This window comes from Lichenicola cladoniae (assembly GCF_013201075.1).
GTDB classification, from domain to species: Bacteria; Pseudomonadota; Alphaproteobacteria; order Acetobacterales; family Acetobacteraceae; genus Lichenicola; species Lichenicola cladoniae.
This window is the reverse complement of sequence record NZ_CP053708.1, coordinates 3,784,900-3,804,994: the sequence shown is the minus strand read 5'-3', so window position 1 is coordinate 3,804,994 and position 20,095 is coordinate 3,784,900. Positions and strand designations below refer to the sequence as shown.

At 66.4% G+C, this 20,095-nt stretch carries 14 protein-coding genes; 4 read left to right on the top strand and 10 right to left on the bottom strand.

What is annotated here, in order from left to right:
- Positions 1-289: 289 nt before the first annotated feature.
- Positions 290-817: a hypothetical protein gene (locus HN018_RS17220; RefSeq protein WP_239478780.1), complete on the top strand. Its 528-nt coding sequence runs from the start codon at positions 290-292 to the stop codon at positions 815-817.
- A gap of 50 nt (positions 818-867) precedes the next feature.
- Here the strand turns inward: HN018_RS17220 and HN018_RS17215 are convergent, their stop codons facing one another.
- The 3 genes from HN018_RS17215 to HN018_RS17205 form a co-directional block, all read right to left on the bottom strand.
- Complete coding sequence (locus HN018_RS17215) at positions 868-2,595, bottom strand: NADPH-dependent assimilatory sulfite reductase hemoprotein subunit (protein WP_239478779.1); 1,728 nt, start codon at positions 2,593-2,595, stop codon at positions 868-870.
- A gap of 64 nt (positions 2,596-2,659) precedes the next feature.
- The gene (locus tag HN018_RS17210; RefSeq protein WP_171832928.1) at positions 2,660-3,298 is read right to left on the bottom strand and encodes a peroxiredoxin; all 639 of its coding nucleotides are present in this window, start codon (positions 3,296-3,298) and stop codon (positions 2,660-2,662) included.
- 172 nt (positions 3,299-3,470) lie between these two features.
- Positions 3,471-3,920: an RrF2 family transcriptional regulator gene (locus HN018_RS17205; protein WP_171832929.1), complete on the bottom strand. Its 450-nt coding sequence runs from the start codon at positions 3,918-3,920 to the stop codon at positions 3,471-3,473.
- Between the two features lie 131 nt (positions 3,921-4,051).
- Here HN018_RS17205 and cysK point away from each other — a divergent pair, with 131 nt between their 5' ends.
- Positions 4,052-5,092, top strand: coding sequence for a cysteine synthase A (cysK, locus tag HN018_RS17200; RefSeq protein ID WP_171832930.1), 1,041 nt, complete (start codon positions 4,052-4,054; stop codon positions 5,090-5,092).
- 163 nt (positions 5,093-5,255) lie between these two features.
- Here cysK and HN018_RS17195 read toward each other — a convergent pair whose 3' ends face one another.
- Positions 5,256-6,389, bottom strand: a complete 1,134-nt coding sequence (locus tag HN018_RS17195; protein WP_171832931.1) for an OmpA family protein — start codon at positions 6,387-6,389, stop codon at positions 5,256-5,258.
- A 493-nt stretch (positions 6,390-6,882) separates the two neighbouring features.
- On the opposite strand from HN018_RS17195, the gene HN018_RS17190 reads away from it, so the two are divergent.
- Positions 6,883-9,774 carry a TonB-dependent receptor domain-containing protein gene (locus HN018_RS17190; RefSeq protein ID WP_171832932.1) on the top strand — a complete coding sequence of 964 codons (2,892 nt, stop codon included), beginning with the start codon at positions 6,883-6,885 and terminating at the stop codon, positions 9,772-9,774.
- Between the two features lie 63 nt (positions 9,775-9,837).
- Here HN018_RS17190 and HN018_RS17185 read toward each other — a convergent pair whose 3' ends face one another.
- Positions 9,838-11,772 (bottom strand): tetratricopeptide repeat-containing sulfotransferase family protein, encoded by a 1,935-nt coding sequence (locus HN018_RS17185; protein WP_171832933.1) that lies wholly within the window; start codon positions 11,770-11,772, stop codon positions 9,838-9,840.
- Positions 11,773-11,870: 98 nt separating this feature from the next.
- Between HN018_RS17185 and HN018_RS17180 the strand changes: the two genes are divergently transcribed.
- Positions 11,871-12,083: a hypothetical protein gene (locus HN018_RS17180; protein ID WP_171832934.1), complete on the top strand. Its 213-nt coding sequence runs from the start codon at positions 11,871-11,873 to the stop codon at positions 12,081-12,083.
- 48 nt (positions 12,084-12,131) lie between these two features.
- Here the strand turns inward: HN018_RS17180 and HN018_RS17175 are convergent, their stop codons facing one another.
- The 5 genes from HN018_RS17175 to topA all read right to left on the bottom strand — a co-directional run bounded on the left by HN018_RS17175 (position 12,132) and on the right by topA (position 20,071).
- On the bottom strand, positions 12,132-12,899 hold the full coding sequence (locus HN018_RS17175; protein ID WP_171832935.1) for a TylF/MycF/NovP-related O-methyltransferase: 768 nt from the start codon (positions 12,897-12,899) through the stop codon (positions 12,132-12,134).
- 89 nt (positions 12,900-12,988) lie between these two features.
- Positions 12,989-13,327, bottom strand: a complete 339-nt coding sequence (locus HN018_RS17170) for a DUF1491 family protein (RefSeq protein WP_171832936.1) — start codon at positions 13,325-13,327, stop codon at positions 12,989-12,991.
- Positions 13,324-15,021 (bottom strand): S41 family peptidase, encoded by a 1,698-nt coding sequence (locus tag HN018_RS17165; protein ID WP_239478778.1) that lies wholly within the window; start codon positions 15,019-15,021, stop codon positions 13,324-13,326. Before HN018_RS17165 ends, HN018_RS17170 begins: the two co-directional genes overlap by 4 nt.
- Positions 15,018-17,315 carry a ribonuclease R gene (gene rnr, locus HN018_RS17160; protein ID WP_171832937.1) on the bottom strand — a complete coding sequence of 766 codons (2,298 nt, stop codon included), beginning with the start codon at positions 17,313-17,315 and terminating at the stop codon, positions 15,018-15,020. The genes HN018_RS17165 and rnr overlap by 4 nt, the downstream gene beginning before the upstream one ends.
- Entirely contained in the window at positions 17,315-20,071 is a 2,757-nt protein-coding gene (gene topA, locus HN018_RS17155) for a type I DNA topoisomerase (RefSeq protein ID WP_171832938.1), read from the bottom strand. The genes rnr and topA overlap by 1 nt, the downstream gene beginning before the upstream one ends.
- Between the last annotated feature and the right edge of the window lie 24 nt (positions 20,072-20,095).

Genomic DNA, 20,095 nt, shown 5'->3' with positions numbered 1-20,095 from the left:
TGCCACAACGGCAAAGACCGGGACCAGTGTGGCGGAGTTGCACCGCAAGCGCTGATTCACTACGAGATACGTCCAGAAAACCATTTCGATCTTGCAGCGGAGGTGGTTTACCGCTCCGCCCCTCATCCGGCAAGCATCGCAAAAACGCCCCGAGTCGCAAATTTTCGATAACGTTTCCCGGTCTTCCGCCGCGTTCGGTTTTGGCTTATGGCACTGTCCCCCGCACGTGTCGCGGGCTGCCAGAATTCGGAGCTGACGAGTGCACGTGCGAGCTGCTGCATCCCTGTTGATGACTGGCATCCTGATCACCGGATGTGCACAGAAACCATTGCCGGCGCCGGCCGCGGCCATTGCGCCGAATCCGTTCGGCTACCTGAAGCAGTCCGCCGTCTGCACGGTGAGCCCCATCGTGAACGGGCCGACCGGGCGTAGCGCGAAGATGAGCGTGCGATCCGACGATGGCCTCTGCACCGTCGCGCTATCGCAGCCGGATGGCACCGCCTATGCCTCGTTCCTGCTGCAGACGCTGCCGGCGCACGGCAAGGCGTTCATCTATAATTACAACAACCAGACCCTGGTGAATTATACCGCGACCACTGCCTACGCAGGTCCGGACGGTTTCACCGTCAGTCTCATCCCGACCGCCGGCCATGCGCGCGTGGCGTTGCAGGTTGCTGCACTCGCGGACGCGACCGGCGTCGTGCTTCCGCCGCCGCCGCCGGCTCCCTATGTCGCCACGCCTTCGAAAAGCTCGCACAGAAGCAGCAAGTCGACCCACTCAACCCGGACGAAGCACAAGAAGGCCAGCTCGTCCTAGACCGGATCACGCCCCCGGCGGAACACGCCGGGGGCCTTTCGTGGACCGGATCAGGCGGCGCTTTGCTCCTGGTCACCGGTCAGCGCCAGCAGCGCGTCCCGGCCGAGCCTGGTGCAGAACTCGCCGAACCCCTCGTCCGGCTGACCCTGCAGCGCCCAGGCCTCGAACAACGGGCCGAACTTCTCGCCCAGCCTCGCTTCCGGCACCCGCTCCAGCAGCCGGAACGACAGCGTCTGACCGTCGAAATCACCGCCGACATAGATCGCGTAGTGACCGGGTATCCGCCCGACCAGCCCAATATCGCCGGAGTAGGACCGCGCACAGCCGTTCGGGCAGCCGGTGATGCGCAGGCTGATGCGGCGATCCTGCAGATCGTGCCTGCGTAGCAGCGTCTCCAGGCTCTCGACGATCGGCTCGCGCACCCGTTCCGCCTCGGTCAGGGCCAGTCCGCAGGTCGGCAGCGCCGGACAGGCCAGTGCGAACCGCGAGAAGGTCGACAGCGCAGTCGCCGGCACCACGCCATGCTCGGCCAGCAGCGCGTCGATCGCCGCGCGGTCGCCCGGCTGGATGTTGGACAGCAGGATATCCTGCTGCGCGGTCATGATCGGATCCACGCCGAACTGCTCGACCACGCGCCGCAATGCCGTCCGCAGCGTAACTGTCGGGGTATCCTGGATGCGGCCGGAGGATACCGGAACGCCGAGCCACCATCTCCCGTCGCCCTGGTCATGCCAGCCGAGCAGCTCGGGAATATGCAGCTTCGGCATCGGCCGCGGACCTTCGAGGTCGCCGCCGTAATAGCCGTCAAGGGTCTGTTTCACCCACACCAGCCCGTTATCCTCGACCACGTATTTCAGGCGGGCACGCCGGCGATCGGTGCGGTCGCCATGGTCGCGCTGCAGACGGATCACCGCCTCGACGATCGCCAGCAACCGGTCAGGACCCACGAAGCAGATCGGCGTCGCCAGCCGCGGGAAGGTGTTGGCACGGTTGTGGGTCATGCCGAGCCCGCCGCCGACCGCGATATTGTAGCCGAGGAGGACATCGTTGCCCTCGGCATCCGGCTCGAACAGCGCGATCACCGCGAGGTCGTTGGCGAGCACGTCGGCGCTGTTGTCGTCGGGAACCGCCAGTCCGATCTTGAACTTTCGCGGCAGGTAGGTCTCGCCGTACAGCGTTTCGGTCTCGTCGGTGCCGGCAACCGGCTGCTCGTCGAGAAAGATCTCGTAGTAGCTGCGGCTCTTGGGAAGCAGGGCAGTCGACAGCATGTGCGCGTCGTCGCGCAGCCGCCGATGGCGCGCATCGCTGTGCGGCGCCGAGGTCGTCATCAGGTTGCGCACCACGTCGCCGCACGCACACAGCGTGGTCAGCAAGGTGTGGTTGATCGCCGCGATCGAGGGCTTTAGCTCGCCCTTGACGATACCGTGGAACTGGATGCCCTGGCGGGTAGTGATGCGCAGCGTGCCGTTGGCGTGGTCGTCCGCCAGCCGGTCCAGCCCGAGATACTGAGCCGCGGTGAGCATGCCGCCGGGCATGCGCACGCGCACCATGAACTGGTATTCCTTCTCCAGCTTCTGCTGCTTGAGCGCGGTGGCCGTGTCGCGGTCGAACTGCTCGTAGCTGCCATGGAACTTCAGCAGGTTGTAGGCATCCTCGCTGACCTGGATGCCGCCTTCCGCAAGCTCCTCAGCCAGGCGACCGCGCAGGCCATGGCTGCTCTCCTTGAGCGTCTCGACGCCGGAGAGCTTCTTCGGTGCTGCGATGATCTGGTCGGGCAAAACGGTGATCCTGACTGGGCGGAGAGCCGGGAACGGGATCCCGGCGTCGGAGAATGTCGAGTGGCTATCGGTCGATTGGCTGCTTGACCATGCGTAGATAGGGTTTCAGCGTCTTCCATCCAGCGGGAAACATGCCCTTGGCGGTTTCGTCATCGACGCTCGGGGCAATGATCACGTCATCGCCAGACTGCCAGTTTGCCGGCGTGGTCACCTTGTGAGCGTCGGTGAGTTGCAGGCTGTCGATCACCCGCAGCACTTCATCGAAGTTGCGGCCGGCTGATGGCGGATAGGTGAGGCTGAGCCGGACCTTCTTGTTCGGGTCGATCACGAACACCGTGCGGACGGTCAGGCTCGCATCGGCCAGCGGATGCACCATCCCATAGAGCGTCGACACGATGCGGTCCGGATCGGCGATCATCGGGAAGTCGACCCCGTGGCCCTGGGTCTCCTCGATGTCCTTCTCCCAGGCGTGATGGCTCTCGAGCGGATCGACCGACAGGCCGATCACCTTGACGTTCCGCTTCACCCATTCCGGTCCCAACCGTGCGACCATGCCCAGCTCGGTGGTGCAAACCGGGGTGAAATCCTTCGGATGACTGAACAGCACGCCCCAGCTATCGCCAAGCCACTCGTGGAAACGTATCCGTCCCAGGGTGGTGTCCTGCTCGAAATCGGGGGCAATCTGGCCCAGTTGGATCGTCATGATGCTGTTCCTTGGGCGCCGTCGATCAATATATCCGCGGCCACGCAAGGGGCGGCGAGGTCTCGGGGCCTACATGCCGCTCGGCCATACGTGCGATTAAAACGACCACGCGGCGCAGGTCAAACGGACCACGCCGCAGGGCAGTGGTTCGCTTCTGATGCAGCCTTAAACCCTATATGGAGAAGCTGATCGGCTCTGCCAGGGGGCGTCTCAATCCGGCGCCCTCGGCGCGACGAACCAGATCATCAAGCGTGAGGTCATGCAGCTGCGTTCTGAGGCCGTCGTCGAGCTGCTTCCAGCTCGGCTCCACGACCCGGGCGAACAGCTCGCCGATTGGGCCATCCTCACTGCCGGCATCGTCGGACACCGCGGTCTCGATCACTTCCGACAGGCGGATATCGCGGCGCGGGCGGCCGAGCCGGTAGCCGCCGCGCGGCCCGCGGACGCTTTCCAGCAGCGATGAACGGGATAGCGTCTGCAGCAAGGGCTCGATGCCCCGGCGGGCGAGACCCGCACGTTCGGCGATATCTGCCGCACTGACCGTGCCGGCGCGGCCGGCGTGGAAAGCAACATCCAGCATGATCAACACTGCAATCATCGCCCTGTCGCGCCGTAGCAGCATCTCCGTCCCCGATCGTACGATGGCAGCAGGCAGTGCGACGTCGACGAAGACTCGCAACCGGCTGCGTGGCCTCTAGTATATCATGGGCTTCGTCGCTTATCCACGCCGCAGATCGGTGCTATAATCACCGTATGGCACGCACCGAACGGCTTTCGACCACTTCCAGCGCGAAACTCCGGGATCCCGGCCCTGTCGAGCAAGGCCCGGGCTTCTCCGGCTTTGCCGCACCACGTCGCCGGATCTACGACAGCATCGTCGAGACGATCGGCGGCACGCCTCTGGTCAGGCTGCCCCGCCTGACCAAGGAAGACGAACTGGTCGGCGACGTCATGCTGAAGCTGGAGTTCTTCAATCCGCTCGGCTCGGTCAAGGACCGGATCGGCGCCTCGATGCTGCTGGAAGCCGAATGGGCCGGCACCATCACCCCCGGCCGCACCGTCCTGGTCGAACCCACCTCCGGCAATACCGGCATCGCGCTGGCGTTCGTCGCGGCTTCGCGCGGCTACCGGCTGATCGTCACCATGCCGGAAGGTGCCTCGGTCGAGCGACGCAAGATGCTGCGGCTGATGGACGTGCAGCTGGAGCTTACCCCGTCGCGGCTCGGCATGGCCGGCGCGATCGCCCGCGCCAAGGAGATCCTGGCCAGTACGCCGGATGCCTGGATGCCGCGCCAGTTCGACAACCCGTCCAATCCCGACATCCACGCCCGCACTACGGCCGAGGAGATCTGGGCCGATACCGAAGGTGGCGTGGACATGGTCGTGGCCGGCATCGGCACCGGGGGCACCGTCACCGGCATTGCCCGCGCCCTCAAGCCGCGCAAGCCTGGCCTGAAGGTCTACGGCGTCGAGCCGTCGGAGAGTGCGGTGCTGAACGGCGACGAGCCGGGGCCGCACGGGATCCAGGGCATCGGGCCCGGCTTCTGCCCGGGCGTGCTCGAGTTGGACGTTCTGGATGGCGTGCTGACCGTGTCGGAGCGTGAGGCGATTGCCGCCGCGCGGCGCTGCGCCCGGATGGAGGGCTTGCCGATCGGTATTTCTTCCGGCGCGGCTCTGCACGCTGCACTCACCCTTGCCCACCGTCCCGAGCATGCCGGCAAGCAGATCGTGGTGATCATCCCCTCGTTTGCAGAGAGATATCTGTCGACCTCCCTCTTCGCCGGCCTCGGCTGAGAGACCGGCCGATAACGCACTGTGCCGGCGAGCCGACGCGGTTCCCGTGTGCTCCGGGAACCTCGAAGAGCGCTCCCGGAGAAGGGAGCTCTCACTCGGCACAGCGCGTTCTCGGCCGGTCTCTTCCGGCTGATCTGCAGGAGACCAGCCGGGAGGCTTGGTTCTAGCGGAGAATGATTTCAACGCGGCGGTTCTGGGGTTCGCGGGTGTTCGGGCCGGTGGCCACCAGGGGGCGGGTTTCGCCGTAGCCGTGCGTGTCGATGGCCGAGGCGGGGACGCCGTCGCGAACGAGTTCGGTCTGCACGCTCTTTGCACGACGGACGGACAGCGCTTGGTTGTAGCTGGCACCACGCACGCCGCCATGGATCGATGAGGTATCTGTATAGCCATCCACCTCGATCCGCGTCGTCTGGACGTGGGTCGAGGCCTGGGCCGCCTGGGCGACGATCTCGCGGGCGCGGCCGGTGAGGTCGGAGCGGTCCCAGTCGAAGAACACCAGGTAGGTGCGCGCCTCCGCGGGTGCCGGCGCTGCCGGTACCGCTGGCGCGACCGGCGGCGGCGGCGGCGGCGCGGGATTCAGCTCGTAGCGAACGCCGAGCAGGAAGGTGTGGTTGTAGTTGGTGGTGATGTCCTGGTTGCCACGGTCCCGACCGTAAGCCTTGGCACCGAACCCGCCCTGGTTGCCGATCTCGTCGCCGGTGAAGCGCTGCGGCCCGAGGATCGAATAGAAGCGGTATTCCAGCGTGGTCGACAGCCCGACGACCCATGGCACCGGCACCGACAGGCCGAAGATGCCCTGGTAGGCGAAGTTGCCGTCGCTGGTGCCGCCGATGCGCTCGGCGCTTTCCGCTCCGGCGTAGTGCATCTCGGAATGCGACCAGGCATAGCCGACACCGAGCCCGAAATACGGGTAGAGCCAGTTCTGGCCGATATCCATGTCGAACAGCACGTTGGCCATGCCGCCGTAGCTTTCCTGGTTTCCGCCGGCCAGCGTCGGAAAGCTGGTGCCGCGGAAGTGCTGCAGGGTGTCGCGGCGATAGTTGCCCTCGATCTCGGCCCGCAGCCCGTTGCCGAAGCCCCACCCGACACTGCCGAGGCCAGCCAGGCCGGGACCGTAGCGAAGCTGACCGCTGGGAGCCTGCGACGACAGGCGGACGGTCTGGTCCTGAGCCAGGTTGGCGCCGCCGGCGACGGCACCATACAGGCCGGTAACCGGCTGTGCCGCGGCGCGATCCGCAAAGCTTGCCATCGTCGTGACAGCGCCCACGCCTGCCAGCAACCAGATCCGTCTTGTCATCGTCACACGCCCTCCGTTCACGCGCCGCCGGTCAGGCGGTTGGCGCGCGACACCCAGGCGGCCGAGCTGCGGCCGCGTCATCCGCTTGGACGTAGCCGGTTTTCGCGTCCGGAAGAAGCACCGGCTGCCGATGACCGGTCGGTTGCTCGGCGTTGTGGCACGGGCGCGACGGCATGCACCCGTCTGCGGAACGACTGTGTGACCTTTCAGCAACGTGGCGTCATGGCATTGTAACAGGGTTCCATGCGGGCATTGCATGGGTGACGTGTCTGAACTTTAAGTATCGCCACATGCCGTAACCCGTCGCAACACGGTCTTTCGGCTCCACCCCTTTGCCTGAAAGGCTTGCTGCAACGATTTTCGTCGAAGGAGACTGGGCACTCTCGATTTCGTTATCGACGCCCTCTTCCAGACGACTGCCGCCGCCGCATCGTCCCACGGTCAATTTCTTGTCGTCTGTCCCGTCACTGAGGCGGGTTTTGGAGTGCCGAAGATGACACGACCCCGTTACTTCACCCTTCGAGCCGGTTTGACCGGGTCGATCGCGGCGCTTGCGCTGGCGCCGGTACTTGGCTCAGCCCCGGCATTCGCCCAGATCGCCGGCACGCCGTTCGCTGCCGGTGCGACACCGCAGACTGGCCCCACGCCGACCGAGAACGTCGAAGTCACCGGCTCGCGGCTGCGGACCAGCAACGTGACGAGCGAAGCGCCGATCACTGTCGTCACTGCCAAGCAGATCGAGCAGTCCAGCTCGCAGACCATCGAGGACGTGCTCAAAAAGCTCCCGTCGATCGGCACCGATGGCAACTTCGCCACCACCAACAACGGCGGCAACGGGTCGTCCTGCCTCGACCTGCTCAATCTCGGCATCAACCGCACCCTGGTGCTGGTGGACGGGCGCCGCTTTGTCCATTCCGCCTATGGCACCGGCAACGACTGCGTCGATCTCGACACCATCCCGATCCAGATGGTCGACCGCATCGAGGTCTTGAAGGACGGCGCCTCGACCATCTACGGCGCCGACGCGGTCGCCGGCGTCATCAACATCATTACGAAGAAGAATTTCGCCGGCACGCAAATCAACCTCGGCGGCAACATCACCGCGTCAGGTGACGACAAGCAGGGCGACATCTCCGGCCTCACCGGGTTCGACTTCGCGCAAGGCCGCGGCAACTTCGAGGTGAGCGGCCACTACCTGCAACGTCAGCCGGTGCTGCAGAAGGATCGCGACTGGTCCGATCCGGTCGTTTCCGCCGATAACGGTCCTGGCAACCCCTACACGATCGGTTCCGGTTTCCCGGTCAACGGGCGCTATTTCGGCTCGGCAACGGGCACTCCAGCGGAGAACGCCTTCGCATCCGGCGGCGGCGGCACCGTGGTCAACGGCCAGGTCGTTCCGTTCGTCAATAGCTATCTGGGCGCGAACGGCTCCACGCCGAACATCAACGGCCGCTATGATTACGGCCACGACACCTACCTCTCGAACTACGAGTCGCAGGCCAATCTCGCGGCGGAGACGCATTTCGACGTCAACGACCACTTCACCGCTTACGCGTCGGCGTTCTACACCCACAAGAATACCGAGACGCAGCTCTCGGGCCAGCCGGTCACCGGCAATCCGAACACCCCGACGTCGCTGATCATTCCGCAAGGCAACCCGTTTGCCGAGGCGTTGGGCGTCGACGAGGCGCTGAGCGGATATCGCCGCTCGACCGATCTCGGCGCGCGTCAGTACAACACCGGCACGGACACCTACCAGGCGACAGTCGGCGCCCGCGGCAACATTACCGGCAACTGGAACTACGACGGCTACTTCACCTACGGCTATTCCAACACGACCATTCACGAGACCAACCAGATCAACGCCACCAGGCTCGCGAATTCGCTCGGCTCCGACGGCAATCCGGCCGACCCGTTCAATGCCAGCCTCTGCAATGCCGCTGAAGGTTGCGCCTTGTTCAACCCGTTCGGCGCAAATGCAGCCAGCGCTGCGGCCGTCAACTACGTCAGGTACACGGCGAGCTCCAACGCGTACTATCAGTTCCGCGACTATGGGGGCACCATCACCAACAACAAGCTGCTGCAGCTGCCGTATGGTCCGCTCGGTCTGGCAGTCGGCTTCGAGTATCGCCAGGAGAACGGCGCCTATCATCCCGATCCGTTCGTCGAGGCCGGTCAGTCGACTGCGGCTCAGGAGTTTCCGACCGGCGGCGGCTTCGACGTCGGCGAAGTGTTCGGCGAGCTGAACATCCCGATCCTGAAGAACCTCGTGATGGCAAAGGATCTGTCCGCAGATGTGTCCGGTCGTTGGTCCGACTACAACACCTTCGGCGGCGTGCAGAACTTCAAGGCCGGCCTAAACTGGTCTCCGTCCCGGGATATCCGTTTCCGCGCCAACCTGGGCACCTCGGTCCGCCAGCCTGCAATCTCTGAGGCGTTCGGCGGCAGTACTCTCAGCTTCGAGCAGGGTAACGATCCGTGCGGGCAGATCTCCAGCTACGGGGCCCTTGCCGGCACCGTCGCCGCCAACTGCGCCCGGAAAGGTGTTCCCGTCGGCTTCCAGCAGGCCGGTTCCGGCCAGATCGCGACACTGGTTGGCGGCAATCCTCAGCTCACGCCGGAAAGCTCGCGCACCTACACTATCGGCACCGTGCTGACACCGCGCTTCCTTAAGAACTTCTCTGCCGAGATCGACTACTATCATACCTCGATCAACAACTCGATCGGCGAGGTGCCGGTGCAGTATGTCGAGGATCAGTGCTACACGAGCGTCAATCTGAGCAGCCCATTCTGCGCCAGCGCCGGGACGCGTAATGCCTCCAGCCAGATCTCCCTGGCCAGTGCTCCGGAGCAGAATTTAGGTGTGACGCGCACCAATGGCATCGATTTCGATATGAGCTATCTGATCAAGCTGCGCGGCCACAACACGCTGAGCTTCACCAACGAGCTGGTCGACACCATCGGCTACACCGAACAGCTCGTAAACGGCGGTCAGTTCTACAACCTGAAAGGTACGCTCAATACGGTTCTCGGTGGCGGCCTGTATCCGGTCGGCGTGCCGGTGATCCGCGACAACTTCACCGGCACCTACGCGCACGGCCCCTTCAGCTTCAGCTGGACGGTCCGCTACATCGACGGCATGACCTACAACGAAGGCGGGGCGAATTTCAGCCCCGACGCCGAGCGCTTCTATAAGACCAACGAGGTCTTCTACCACGACATCGTGGCCACCTATAACTTCAAGAAGATCGGACTGGTCGCCGGTATCGACAACCTGTTCGATCGCACGCCGCCCTTCGCGCTCGATGCGTCGACCAATACCGCGCCAACCGTCTATGACGTCCTCGGCCGGTTCTTCTATGCAAGGATGCAGGTCAAGTTCTGATCGTTCCTTCACAGGGTCATGAATGGAGGCTGTGCGACCTTGTGGCGCACAGCCTTTTTCATGTCAGACGCCTGGCGGCAGTTCGCGCAGCATAGGTGCCAATTGCTCGGCATAGTCGCGCCAGCGGCCGACGCCATCCGCATTGATCGGCCGCCGCACCTGCGCACGGCTGGCGGTTCCGACGCGGCGGTCATTTTCGAAAAACCTCTCGCAGGCCGGGTCGTAAGGCAGGTCGAGGAACGCCAGCACACGGCGCAGCGTGGCGTCGAAATCCGCGATCCAGTCCTGATGATCGAGCATCAGCATCGGCGATGGCAGGTTCGCCTGCCAGTACGCCAGCAACCTCCGATGTGCCGCCATGTACCAACCGAGGTCGGCGAGATCGTGCGCATAGGGATGATGGCCGATGAAGCGATGCTGGAAGATCGATGCGCCGACATCGCGCAGGTCGCGCGTGCAGCAGATGATCCGCGCCTGGGGTAGCAGCGTGGCGATGAAGCCGAGCTGAAAGACATTGTCCGGCATCTTGTCCAGCACGCGCGCCGCCGATGGAGCCAGCGCGTGCAGGCAGGCCAGATAATCGCTCGACGCCGTCGTCAGGATCGTCGCGTCGAGACCGGCTGCCCGCAGCATCGCCGTGGCGGCCGTATTTGTTCCGGTGAGCCCGGCCAATGTTTCGCGTACGGCCAGCCGCTCGCCTGCACCATGTACCATCGGGTGGGCGCTCAGAATCTGCTCAAGCAGACTGGTGCCGGTTCGCGGCAGGCCGACGATGAACACTGGGGCGGGATCGACCGTGCCGGCGCGCGGTCCGTCAGCCAGCCGGCGCGCGTCGAAGCTCTGCATGATCGCCGCCAGATACCGCTCGTGATCAGGGCGGGAGAATGGCTGCGCGGCGCCGAGAAGCGTATGGCCGCGCTTCCAGTTCCCGAATGCCGCCGGGCGATCCCCCTCCTTACGCCGCAGGTCCGCCAGATCGAAATGCACGTCGATCCTGTGCTCGAGAGTTCCGGCTTCGCGGATTGTCGCCAGGCGGGCGACCCGGTCCCCCAGCATAACCGCTTCTGGCCGCCGGTTGCGGCGCGCCAGCACGAAGCGCTGCCAATTCAGCAGGAGCTGGAGTTCCTCGACCGGATACCGTTCCGCCTGATCGAGTTCGCGAGCTGCCGCGTCATTGCGGCCGAGTGCCACCAGCGCCTGCGCCCGCTCCGCGTGCCACTTCGCCCGCAATGGACCGTGCGGTGGCGCGACAACGCTGTCCAGCAGACCGAGCGCTGTCGCTGCCTCGTCATCGAGCAGCAGGCGGCTGGCCAGCGCCAGACATGCAGCGTGACAGCCGGGATCGCGATCCAGCACCGCACGCAGACGCGCCGTCGCCAACAGCGGCTGACCGCACAGATGCTCCGCTAGCGCCAGGTCGCAACCGATGTCTGACGAAAGCGGTTGCAGGCCCAACGCCTCGATAAAGGCCGCGCGCGCGTCCATCACCTTGTCCATCCGCATGGAGATCCGGCCGAACGCCAGCCACGCACCGGCCATGTCGGCGTCTGATATGGCAGAGGAGGCCTGTGCCACTGCCAGGGCGGCTAGACGTGCGGCGTGCTCGGCATCGAGCAGGCGAGGAGCCAGCGAGCAGGCACGCTGCGCCGCGGCGAGCGCCTCCTGCGGCCGGTCGCACTTCAGAAGCGCCCGCGACAGATGGATCAGCGGCGCGGGATCAACGGGGGTTTGGCGCGTGGCCGCCTCAAGGGACATGGCGGCCTCCATGAACCTGCCAGCCGCGTGCAGCCCGATGCCGAGCCAGGTCGCAGCCACCGCGTCGCCCGGCGCCAGAGATACCGCCCGTGCCAGCGAAGGCAGGCCCTCGGGCGCCGCGCCGGTCCGCACCATCGCCATCCCGTACATGCGGGATAGTTCGCTGTCTTCGGGGCATTGTATCAGCAGCGGCATAAGCAGCCGCATCGCCGTCGCATAGTTGCCGGTCTGGAAGGCGTACACCGCCTCTTTGCGTGACTGCGTTCCAGCCGGCCCATTTGCCATTTCTATAAAGACATCGCTTGAGGTTACTCTTGGGCCGATTCGAATAAGGAACAACCATGATGAAGAGTATTATTGCCGGGACGATCGGTATTGTCTGCCTTCTCGGAATCACTGCCTGCGACAACACCTATACGCCGTCCATGCATCATCAGGACGCGGCATCGACCGGGAGCATGCTGTCGGGCACCGATACCGGCGTCAATGCCAACGGCAACACCAATGACCCGTCGATCACGTCTAATCTTGGCGGCCCGCACGGCACCCACTGACGCGTTAGGCCGGCGCGGCTCTACGCTCCGCGCCGGTGCCCGGTTTTCTTACGCCTTGATCAACATTGCCTGCGACGTCGGCAGCTCCACCACCCGTTCCGGCTTGTCCGCGAGGAAGTCGTCGAACGCCTCGTGCACGCCGGCGAGGTACGAATAGTCGTGGCTGACAATGACGCCGCCGGGCAGCATGCGCGGATAGAAGAACTCCAGGCAGGCCAGCGTGCCTTCCTTGAGGTCCACGTCGAGATGCACCAGCGAGAAACGCCTGTCCGCACACGACACGTCGTGCCCGGTGAACATGCCCTTGTGGAACACGAGGTTCGGCTGGTCCGACAGGTAGGCCTTCACCGCTTCCAGCGACGCCGCATAATGGCCTCGGCGCATCGACTTCTTTTCGGCGCCATCCGGCTCGGGCAGCCCGTCGAACGTGTCGAACAGATGCAGCTCATCGGGCTTTGCGCCCAGGCTGATGAGCTTGGCAGAGCAGCCCTGGAATACGCCCACTTCCGCCATCACCCCGCCGACCGCGCGCTGCGTGCGTGCCAGCGAGTGGATCATGAACGCCTCGTTGCCGCTGAGCAGGCTCTCCCGCTCCCCGCGCACCCGGCGGATGATGTCCATGGTGGTGCGTTGCTTATGACCGCCGAGGATCGCCAACTCGACACGTGCCAGCGTGCCGACCGTCAGCCGGCGGATCGCACGGCTGCGGGCGAACAGACGATGCAGCGTCGCCTGCGACCGTGCCGTACGGCTGCGGTTCGCGGTGCCCGAGCGGGCGACGGTCGGGATCGGTGCTAAAGGCGGAAGCGGAAGCACTGAGGTGGCAAGGTCTGAAATGGTCGTTACTCCGATCTGTCTCGATGCCGACGGCACGCTATCGAAAGGCTTCCGGCCGTCCCGGGTTTCTAGACGATGATCGCCTCGAACGGCGGGGTCAGATCGGGGCCGTCGATCTCCAGCACCCAAAGGTCGGGATCGCGTCCGACCTGGCGTTCGACATAGATATCCGCCGCCTGCTGATCGACCGGGGCAGGGCCGGTGCCGCGGTGCCACGCGGCGTCGCCATCAAGGGTGCGTGCCTGGCTCAGCACCACGATCCGCCCGTCGCGATCGCGCAACACCACCAGTATGCCGCCGGCGTCGGCGTCGCCCTTGCGCAGCACCATGCCGGAGCGGCCGAGCTGATGTGCCCGGCGCAGGGCCGCGCTGGCCCAGATCCCCGCCTTCAGCCTCGCTTCGCTCATCTGTCGATCCCGCCCGCGGATCCGCCCGCCTCGGCAACCGGGGCGTCGGGCATCGGTACCAGGGCCGCCCGATAAGCGCCGGGCGTCTCGAGCAGGGTCCGCGCCGCATCGAGGTCGGCATCGCTGCCGATCGCCGCAGGGCACGAAGCGCGTAGCTCCAGGATACGCGCGATCGGCAACGGCGAGCGGGCGGCACGGCTGGCGATCACCGCGTCGCGTTGGTCGAACGTGCCGTCGCCCAGGTCATGCAATTGCTGATCGAGCTTCGCCTGTCCCCGGCTGGTGCAGACCTGCGGGATCACGCCCAGCCCCTGCAACGGCCAGCCGAGCGGCGCCAACACCCGGCTCCAGGTCACGAACAGCTCGCCCCCGTCGGGCAGCTGCGCGATCGTCTGCACCAGCCCCTTGCCGAGCGTCGAGCTTCCGACCACCACCGCGCGCCGATGGTCGGAGAGGGCAGCCGCCATGATCTCCGCGGCACTGGCGGTGCGTCCGTCCACCAGCACCACGATCGGCACCCCGAATGTCAGGTCGCCACCCTGGACCGCCCAGACATGGTTCGATTGGGGATCGCGCCCGCGCGCGGTGACCGCGATGCCATGATCGAGCACCAGCGCCACCGACGTCACCGCCTGCTGCAGGAGGCCGCCGCGATTGCCGCGCAGGTCGAAAATCAGGCCGCGCAGCCGGTGCGGGTCCGGTTTGCGATCGGTGCTCTGGTCCTGTGTCGCCTGGTCGAGGAACTGGCTCATCTCCTGGGCGGTATCGGCGGAGAAGCCGGTGACCCGCATCACCACGATGTTGCCGTTGCTGAACGCGAACACGGTTTCCGGCGGTACTGCGGCCCGCGCAAGCGGATAGCTGGTCTGGCCACGGCCGGTCGGTGGTGCCAGCACCAGCGTGACCTGGCTCCCGGGATCACCCTGCAGCAGGGCCGCCACCGCATCCGGCTGCTGCCCACGCACGGACCTGCCATCGACCGACAGCAGCCGCATGCCGACCGCGATCCCGGCACTCCAGGCCGGCCCATTGGCATTCACCGATGCCACAACGATTGAGCGTCCCTGCCTGGCGAGGGTCAGCCCGGCACTGGCGGTCCCCCCGCTGCGGGCGGCCCGCTCGGTCGACGCCGGCGCCGGCGCGACATAGCGTGAGTAGGGATCGAGATGGTTGAACAGCTCGTCGAAGAAGCTCTGGATCACCGCCTGCTGTCCGACGTCACGGATCGCCGGCGAGTTGCTCCAGGCCGAGGCGGCCATGGCGACCGCAAGTCGCGCCCAGCCGGCACTGTCGTCGGCTGCCGGTGCTGCCTGCGAGAACAGCGTGCCTTGCGGCGTCTGCAGCCGGACCGTCCCGCCCGGCTGGGCCGACCCATCCTCGACGGTCAGGCCGGGATCGATCGCGGTCAGGCCGTTCAGGCCCCAGATGGTGAGCTGGTGCGCCGTGTGCGGCTCCAGCGTACGGGGCTGCAGCACCGTCAGCGCGGTCTGGATCACCCCGGTCGCCAGCGCCGTGTCGAGCTCCTGGCGAGGCGGCGGCGGAATGGTCTGCGCGCTTCCCGGCACCGACGCCGCCAGCACGCACGCCAACACCACGCACAACAGCAGCGTCGCGCGCCCACGTGGACCCGGCAGCCGGCTTTTAAGAAGTTTCAAGGCGTGTCCGCCGGACACGCGCCCGTCGGGTGCACTCACGGACGGAGCTTGCCGCGTCCCCGAGCCTGGCGACCCGGGAATCCGCTCCGAATTTCGGTATGTTGGCCGGGTGCCGGATCGCCTGCCTGGTCGCCGGAGACGGAGAACAGCAATCCACCGGTGAGTGGGGTGGCCTCGACCAGCCGCACCACCACCCTCTGGGTCAGTCGGTAGGACCGGCGGGAGCTCCTGCCGATGAGTGCCTGTTCGGCTTCGTCATGCATCCAGAAATCATCAGCCAGCGAGGATATCGGCACCAGTCCGCTGGCACCTGTCTCCATCAATGTGACGAAAAGCCCGAACCGGGTCACGCCCGAAATCCGCGCCTCGAAGCTCGCGCCGATTTTATCCGCCATGTGTGCAGCAATGTAACGGTCGATCGCGTCCCGCTCGGCCAGGGCCGCCCGCCGCTCGGTCCGGGTGATGTGCTCGCCCGCATCGGCAAAGCCGGCGCCGCCATCCTGCGACCGGAGCCCATCCGGGCCGAGCTTCAGGCCGGCGATCAGGGCGCGATGCACCAGCAGGTCGGCATAGCGGCGGATCGGGCTGGTGAAATGGGCGTATTCCGGCAGCGCCAGCCCGAAATGCCCCTGGTTCTCCGGGCTGTATTCCGCCTGGCTCTGGCTGCGCAGCACCATCTCGTTGACCTGTGGGCCCTGCTCGGTGCCGGCCACCTCCTTCAGCACACGGTCGAGATCGGTCGGCCTGATCTCGCCGGCAGGCTTCAGGCTGATGTCCAGCGTGCCGAGGAAGCTGCGGAGGTTCTCGATCTTTTCCGGCGAGGGCGGCGCGTGCACCCGGTACATGCAGGGCTGGTGCAGCCGCTCCAGCTCCTGGGCGGTGGCGACGTTGGCCAGCACCATGAACTCCTCGATCAGCCGGTGGCTGTCGAGGCGCGGCCGCGGCGTGATCGCCACCACCTTGCCCTCGTCCAGCACCACCTTGCGCTCGGGGAGGTCGAGATCCAGCGTGCCGCGACGCTCGCGCGCCCCGAGCAGCGACCGGTAGGCGCCATACAGGCTCGCCAGCAACCCGTCCGGCAGCGTCAGCGCGATCTCGCCATCGGCTGCCGACTGCACCTGCTCGTAGGTCAGCCGGGCCGCGCTGCGCATCAGCCCGCGGCCGAACCGGTGCGAGTGCTTGGCACCGTCGGCGCCGATCCGCATTTCGACGTACAGGCAGCCGCGCGGTTCCTCCGGACGCAGCGAGCACCATCCGTTCGACAGCGCCTCCGGCAGCATCGGCACCACGCGATCGGGGAAATACACCGAGTTGCCGCGCTTGCGCGCCTCGCGGTCGAGCGCCGAGCCGGCCTGGACGTAGTGCGCCACATCCGCGATCGCCACGATCAGGCGCCAGCCGCCCTCGGGGTCCGGCTCGGCAAACACGGCATCGTCGAAGTCGCGCGCATCCTCGCCGTCGATCGTCACCAAGGGCACGTCGCGCAGGTCGGTGCGACCATCCAGCCCGACCTCGATGGCGGCCTCGGCTTCCTCGATCGCCTCGTCCGGAAACACCTGCGGAATGTCGTGCGTGTAGAGGCAGATCAGGCTGACCGAGCGCGCATCCCCTAGGCGCCCGAGACGTTCGACCACGCGGACCGGCTTCAACCCGTAGCCGTTATGGGGCAGGGGCTCCGCCAGCACGATCTCGTCCGGCTCGGCCTCGCCGGTCTCGCCGATCGGCACGCTCCACTCCGCCTTCACCCGGCGATCGGTCGGCATGATCCGGCCGGCTTCCTTCACCTGGCCGCGACGATACGGCTCGTCCGACGGCTCGGCCGGGCGATATACGCCGAGCACGCGGCCGGGCTGCGCCTCGATGCGCTTGAGCGTGCGGCCCTCGTATTTGCCGTGGCCGATCGAGCGCAGCCTGGCCAGCACGCGCTGGCCGGGCGCCAAAGCGGGCCGACCCTTCGGCTCGGGATGCATGTAGATGGCGGGCGGCGGGCCGGGCCCGTCCCAGTTCACCGGACGGGCCAGCGCGTCGCCGCTGGAATCCGTCCCGGTCACCTGGACGATCATCGATTCAGGCAGGCGTCCCGGCGTGGTGAACCGCCTGGCGCCGGCATTGGCCAACTCGCCGTCGCGCTCCAGCTCGTTCAGCAGGCTGCGCAACGCCACCCGATGTTCCGGGCCGAGCCCGAACGCGCGCGCGATCTCGCGCTTGCCGACCCGGCCGGCTGTCTCCGAGACGAACCGGCGCAGTTCCTCGCGAGACGGCACCGATCCGGTCGCCCGTTTCTCCTGGTCGGCCCTGGACGCGGCCGGCGCGCCCGGTGGCCGCTTCGGCATCAGGCCCGCTTCTTGGCGACCGGGGCGGTCGCGCTGGCTGCGATCTTCGCGGATGGCTTCTTCTTCGCCGCCGGCTTGGCGCTCGCCTTGGTCTTGGCCTCGGCCTTGGCGGCTGGCTTTGCAGCTGCCGCGCGCTTGGCCGCCGGTTTCTCGGCCGCCTCGACCGTGTCCGGCTTTGCCGTCACCTTGGCCGCGGCCTTGCGCACCGGCTTGGCCTTCGCGCCCTTCTTGCCCTTGGGCTTTAGCATCTTGCCCTTCTCGGCAAGCAGCGGCAGCGCATCCTCGAGGGTGAAATCCTCCATGGTGCGTTCGCGCGGCAGGTTGGCGACCATCTGCCCATGCTGGACGTACGGACCGAACCGACCCTTGCGGACCAGCACCGCCTCCTTGTCCTTCGGATGCTCGCCGAGTGCGCGCACCGAGGCCAGCTTCTTGCCCAGCACGTCCATCGCCCGGTTCATGCCGACCAGCAGGATGTCGTCATCCTTGTCGAGCGAGGCAAAGATCGCGCCCATCTTCACATACGGCCCGAACCGGCCGATGCCCGCCTCGATCGGCTCACCCATTTCGGGATGCATGCCCACCAGCCTCGGCAGCGACAGCAGTCCGACCGCCTGCTCCAGGGTGACGGTGTCGCCCTCGAACCCCTTCGGCAGGGTGGTGCGCTTGGGCTTGGCCTTCTTATCGTTCGGGTCGGGCTCGCCCTGCTGCACGTAGAGGCCCCATGGCCCGCGCTTGACGGTGACGTCCTCGCCGGTGGCGGGATGGGTGCCGAGCGCCCGCATGCCATCCTTGAGGGTCTCGCCGCCCTCGCCGTCCTTGGAGTCGATCACCAGCCTGCGGGTGAACTGGCAGTTCGGATAGTTCGAGCAGCCGATGAAGCTGCCGTAGCGGCCGAGCTTCAGCCCGAGCCGGCCGGTGCCGCAGGCCTTGCACAGGCGCGGATCGCTGCCATCGGCGTTCACCGGGAAGAAATGCGGGCTCAGATCGGCATCGAGCGCGTCGATGACGTCCGAGATCTTGAGGTCCTTGGTCTGGGCGACGGCGTGCGAGAACGCGCCCCAGAACTTGGCCATCACATCGCGCCAGTCGGCCCGGCCGTCGGAGATGTCGTCGAGCTGTTCCTCGAGGCCCGCGGTGAAATGCGGGTCGACATAACGCTCGAAGAAGCTGGTCAGGAACGCGGTGACGAGACGGCCGCGATCCTCCGGCACGAAGCGCTTGTTCTCCATCCGCACATAGTCGCGATCGCGCAGCACGGACAGGATCGACGCGTAGGTCGATGGCCGGCCGATGCCGATCTCTTCCATCTTCTTGACCAGACTGGCCTCGGAGAAGCGCGGCGGCGGCTGGGTGAAGTGCTGGTCGGCGCTTACGGTGCCGCGCTTCAGCGTGTCCTGCTCGCGCATCGGCGGCAGCATCCGGCTGTCCTCTTCTTCCGAGCCAGGCTTCGCGTCGTCGTCGCGGCCCTCGGTGTAGAGCTTGAGGAAACCGTCGAAGGCGATGATCGAGCCGGTGGCACGCAGCTTGGCTTTCGCGGTCGGTTCGGCGATCTCGACGATCACCTGGTCGAGCTCGGCCGACTGCATCTGGCTGGCGACGGCGCGCTTCCAGATCAGCTCGTACAGCCGGCGCTGCTCGTCGGACAGATAGCGGCCGATCTCCTCGGGCGCACGGTTGACGTCGGTCGGCCGCACCGCCTCATGCGCTTCCTGGGCGTTCTTGGCCTTGGTCGAATATTCCCGTGCCAGGCCGGGCAGGTAGTCGCGGCCGAACTGCTCGCCGATATGCTCGCGGATGGCGTCGATCGCTTCCCGCGCCATCTGCACGCCGTCGGTCCGCATGTAGGTGATCAGGCCGGTGGTCTCGCCGCCGAGCTCGATGCCCTCGTACAGCTGCTGCGCCGCCCGCATCGTCGCCTGGGCGCCCATGCCGAGCTTGCGGCTGGCTTCCTGCTGCAGGGTCGAGGTGGTGAACGGGGCAGGCGGGTTGCGCTTGACCTTGCGCCGCTCGACCGATGTTACCGAGAACTGCCCGGCCTCGACCGCCGTCCTGGCGGCGAATGCCTTGTCCTGGTTGTTCAGGTCGAACTGGTCGAGTTTTTTGCCGTCCAGGTGGGTGAGGCGGGCATTGAACGGCGCGCCGGCCGGCGTGGTCATCTGCGCCAGGATCGACCAGTACTCGCGCGGCTTGAAGATCTCGATCTCGGCTTCGCGCTCGCAGATCAGCCTGAGCGCCACCGACTGCACGCGGCCCGCGCTGCGGCTGCCCGGCAGCTTGCGCCACAGCACCGGCGACAGGGTGAAGCCGACCAGGTAGTCGAGCGCCCGCCGGGCCAGGTAGGCCTCGATCAGCGGCATATCGAGCTCGCGCGGACGGCCCATCGCGGTCTTGATGGCGCCCTTGGTGATCTCGTTGAACGTCACCCGCTGCACGTCGACGCCGCGGAGCAGGTTGCGCTCCTCCAGCATCGCGCGGACATGCCAGCTGATCGCCTCGCCCTCGCGATCCGGATCGGTGGCGAGATAGAGGCGCTTGGCGCCCTTCAGCGCCTTGGCGATGGCCGCGATCTGGCGGTTGCCGCGCTCATCGGCTTCCCAGTCCATCGCGAAGTTCTCGTCCGGCCGGACGCTGCCATCCTTGGGCGGCAGGTCACGGACGTGACCGAACGAGGCGAGCACGGTGAAGCCGTCGCCCAGATACTTGTTGATCGTTTTCGCCTTGGCAGGCGACTCGACCACGACGACGTCGGTCATGCATTCTCCGGGGTGCGGTGCTCG

Bases quoted from the DNA above. Each gene is read 5' to 3' on its own strand.
- HN018_RS17220 (WP_239478780.1), top strand. From the start codon at position 290: ATGACTGGCATCCTGATCACCGGATGTGCACAGAAACCATTGCCGGCG.
- HN018_RS17210 (WP_171832928.1), bottom strand. From the start codon at position 3,298: ATGACGATCCAACTGGGCCAGATTGCCCCCGATTTCGAGCAGGACACC.
- HN018_RS17205 (WP_171832929.1), bottom strand. From the start codon at position 3,920: ATGCTGCTACGGCGCGACAGGGCGATGATTGCAGTGTTGATCATGCTG.
- cysK (WP_171832930.1), top strand. From the start codon at position 4,052: ATGGCACGCACCGAACGGCTTTCGACCACTTCCAGCGCGAAACTCCGG.
- HN018_RS17195 (WP_171832931.1), bottom strand. From the start codon at position 6,389: ATGACAAGACGGATCTGGTTGCTGGCAGGCGTGGGCGCTGTCACGACG.
- HN018_RS17190 (WP_171832932.1), top strand. From the start codon at position 6,883: ATGACACGACCCCGTTACTTCACCCTTCGAGCCGGTTTGACCGGGTCG.
- HN018_RS17180 (WP_171832934.1), top strand. From the start codon at position 11,871: ATGATGAAGAGTATTATTGCCGGGACGATCGGTATTGTCTGCCTTCTC.
- HN018_RS17170 (WP_171832936.1), bottom strand. From the start codon at position 13,327: ATGAGCGAAGCGAGGCTGAAGGCGGGGATCTGGGCCAGCGCGGCCCTG.
- rnr (WP_171832937.1), bottom strand. From the start codon at position 17,315: ATGCCGAAGCGGCCACCGGGCGCGCCGGCCGCGTCCAGGGCCGACCAG.
- topA (WP_171832938.1), bottom strand. From the start codon at position 20,071: ATGACCGACGTCGTCGTGGTCGAGTCGCCTGCCAAGGCGAAAACGATC.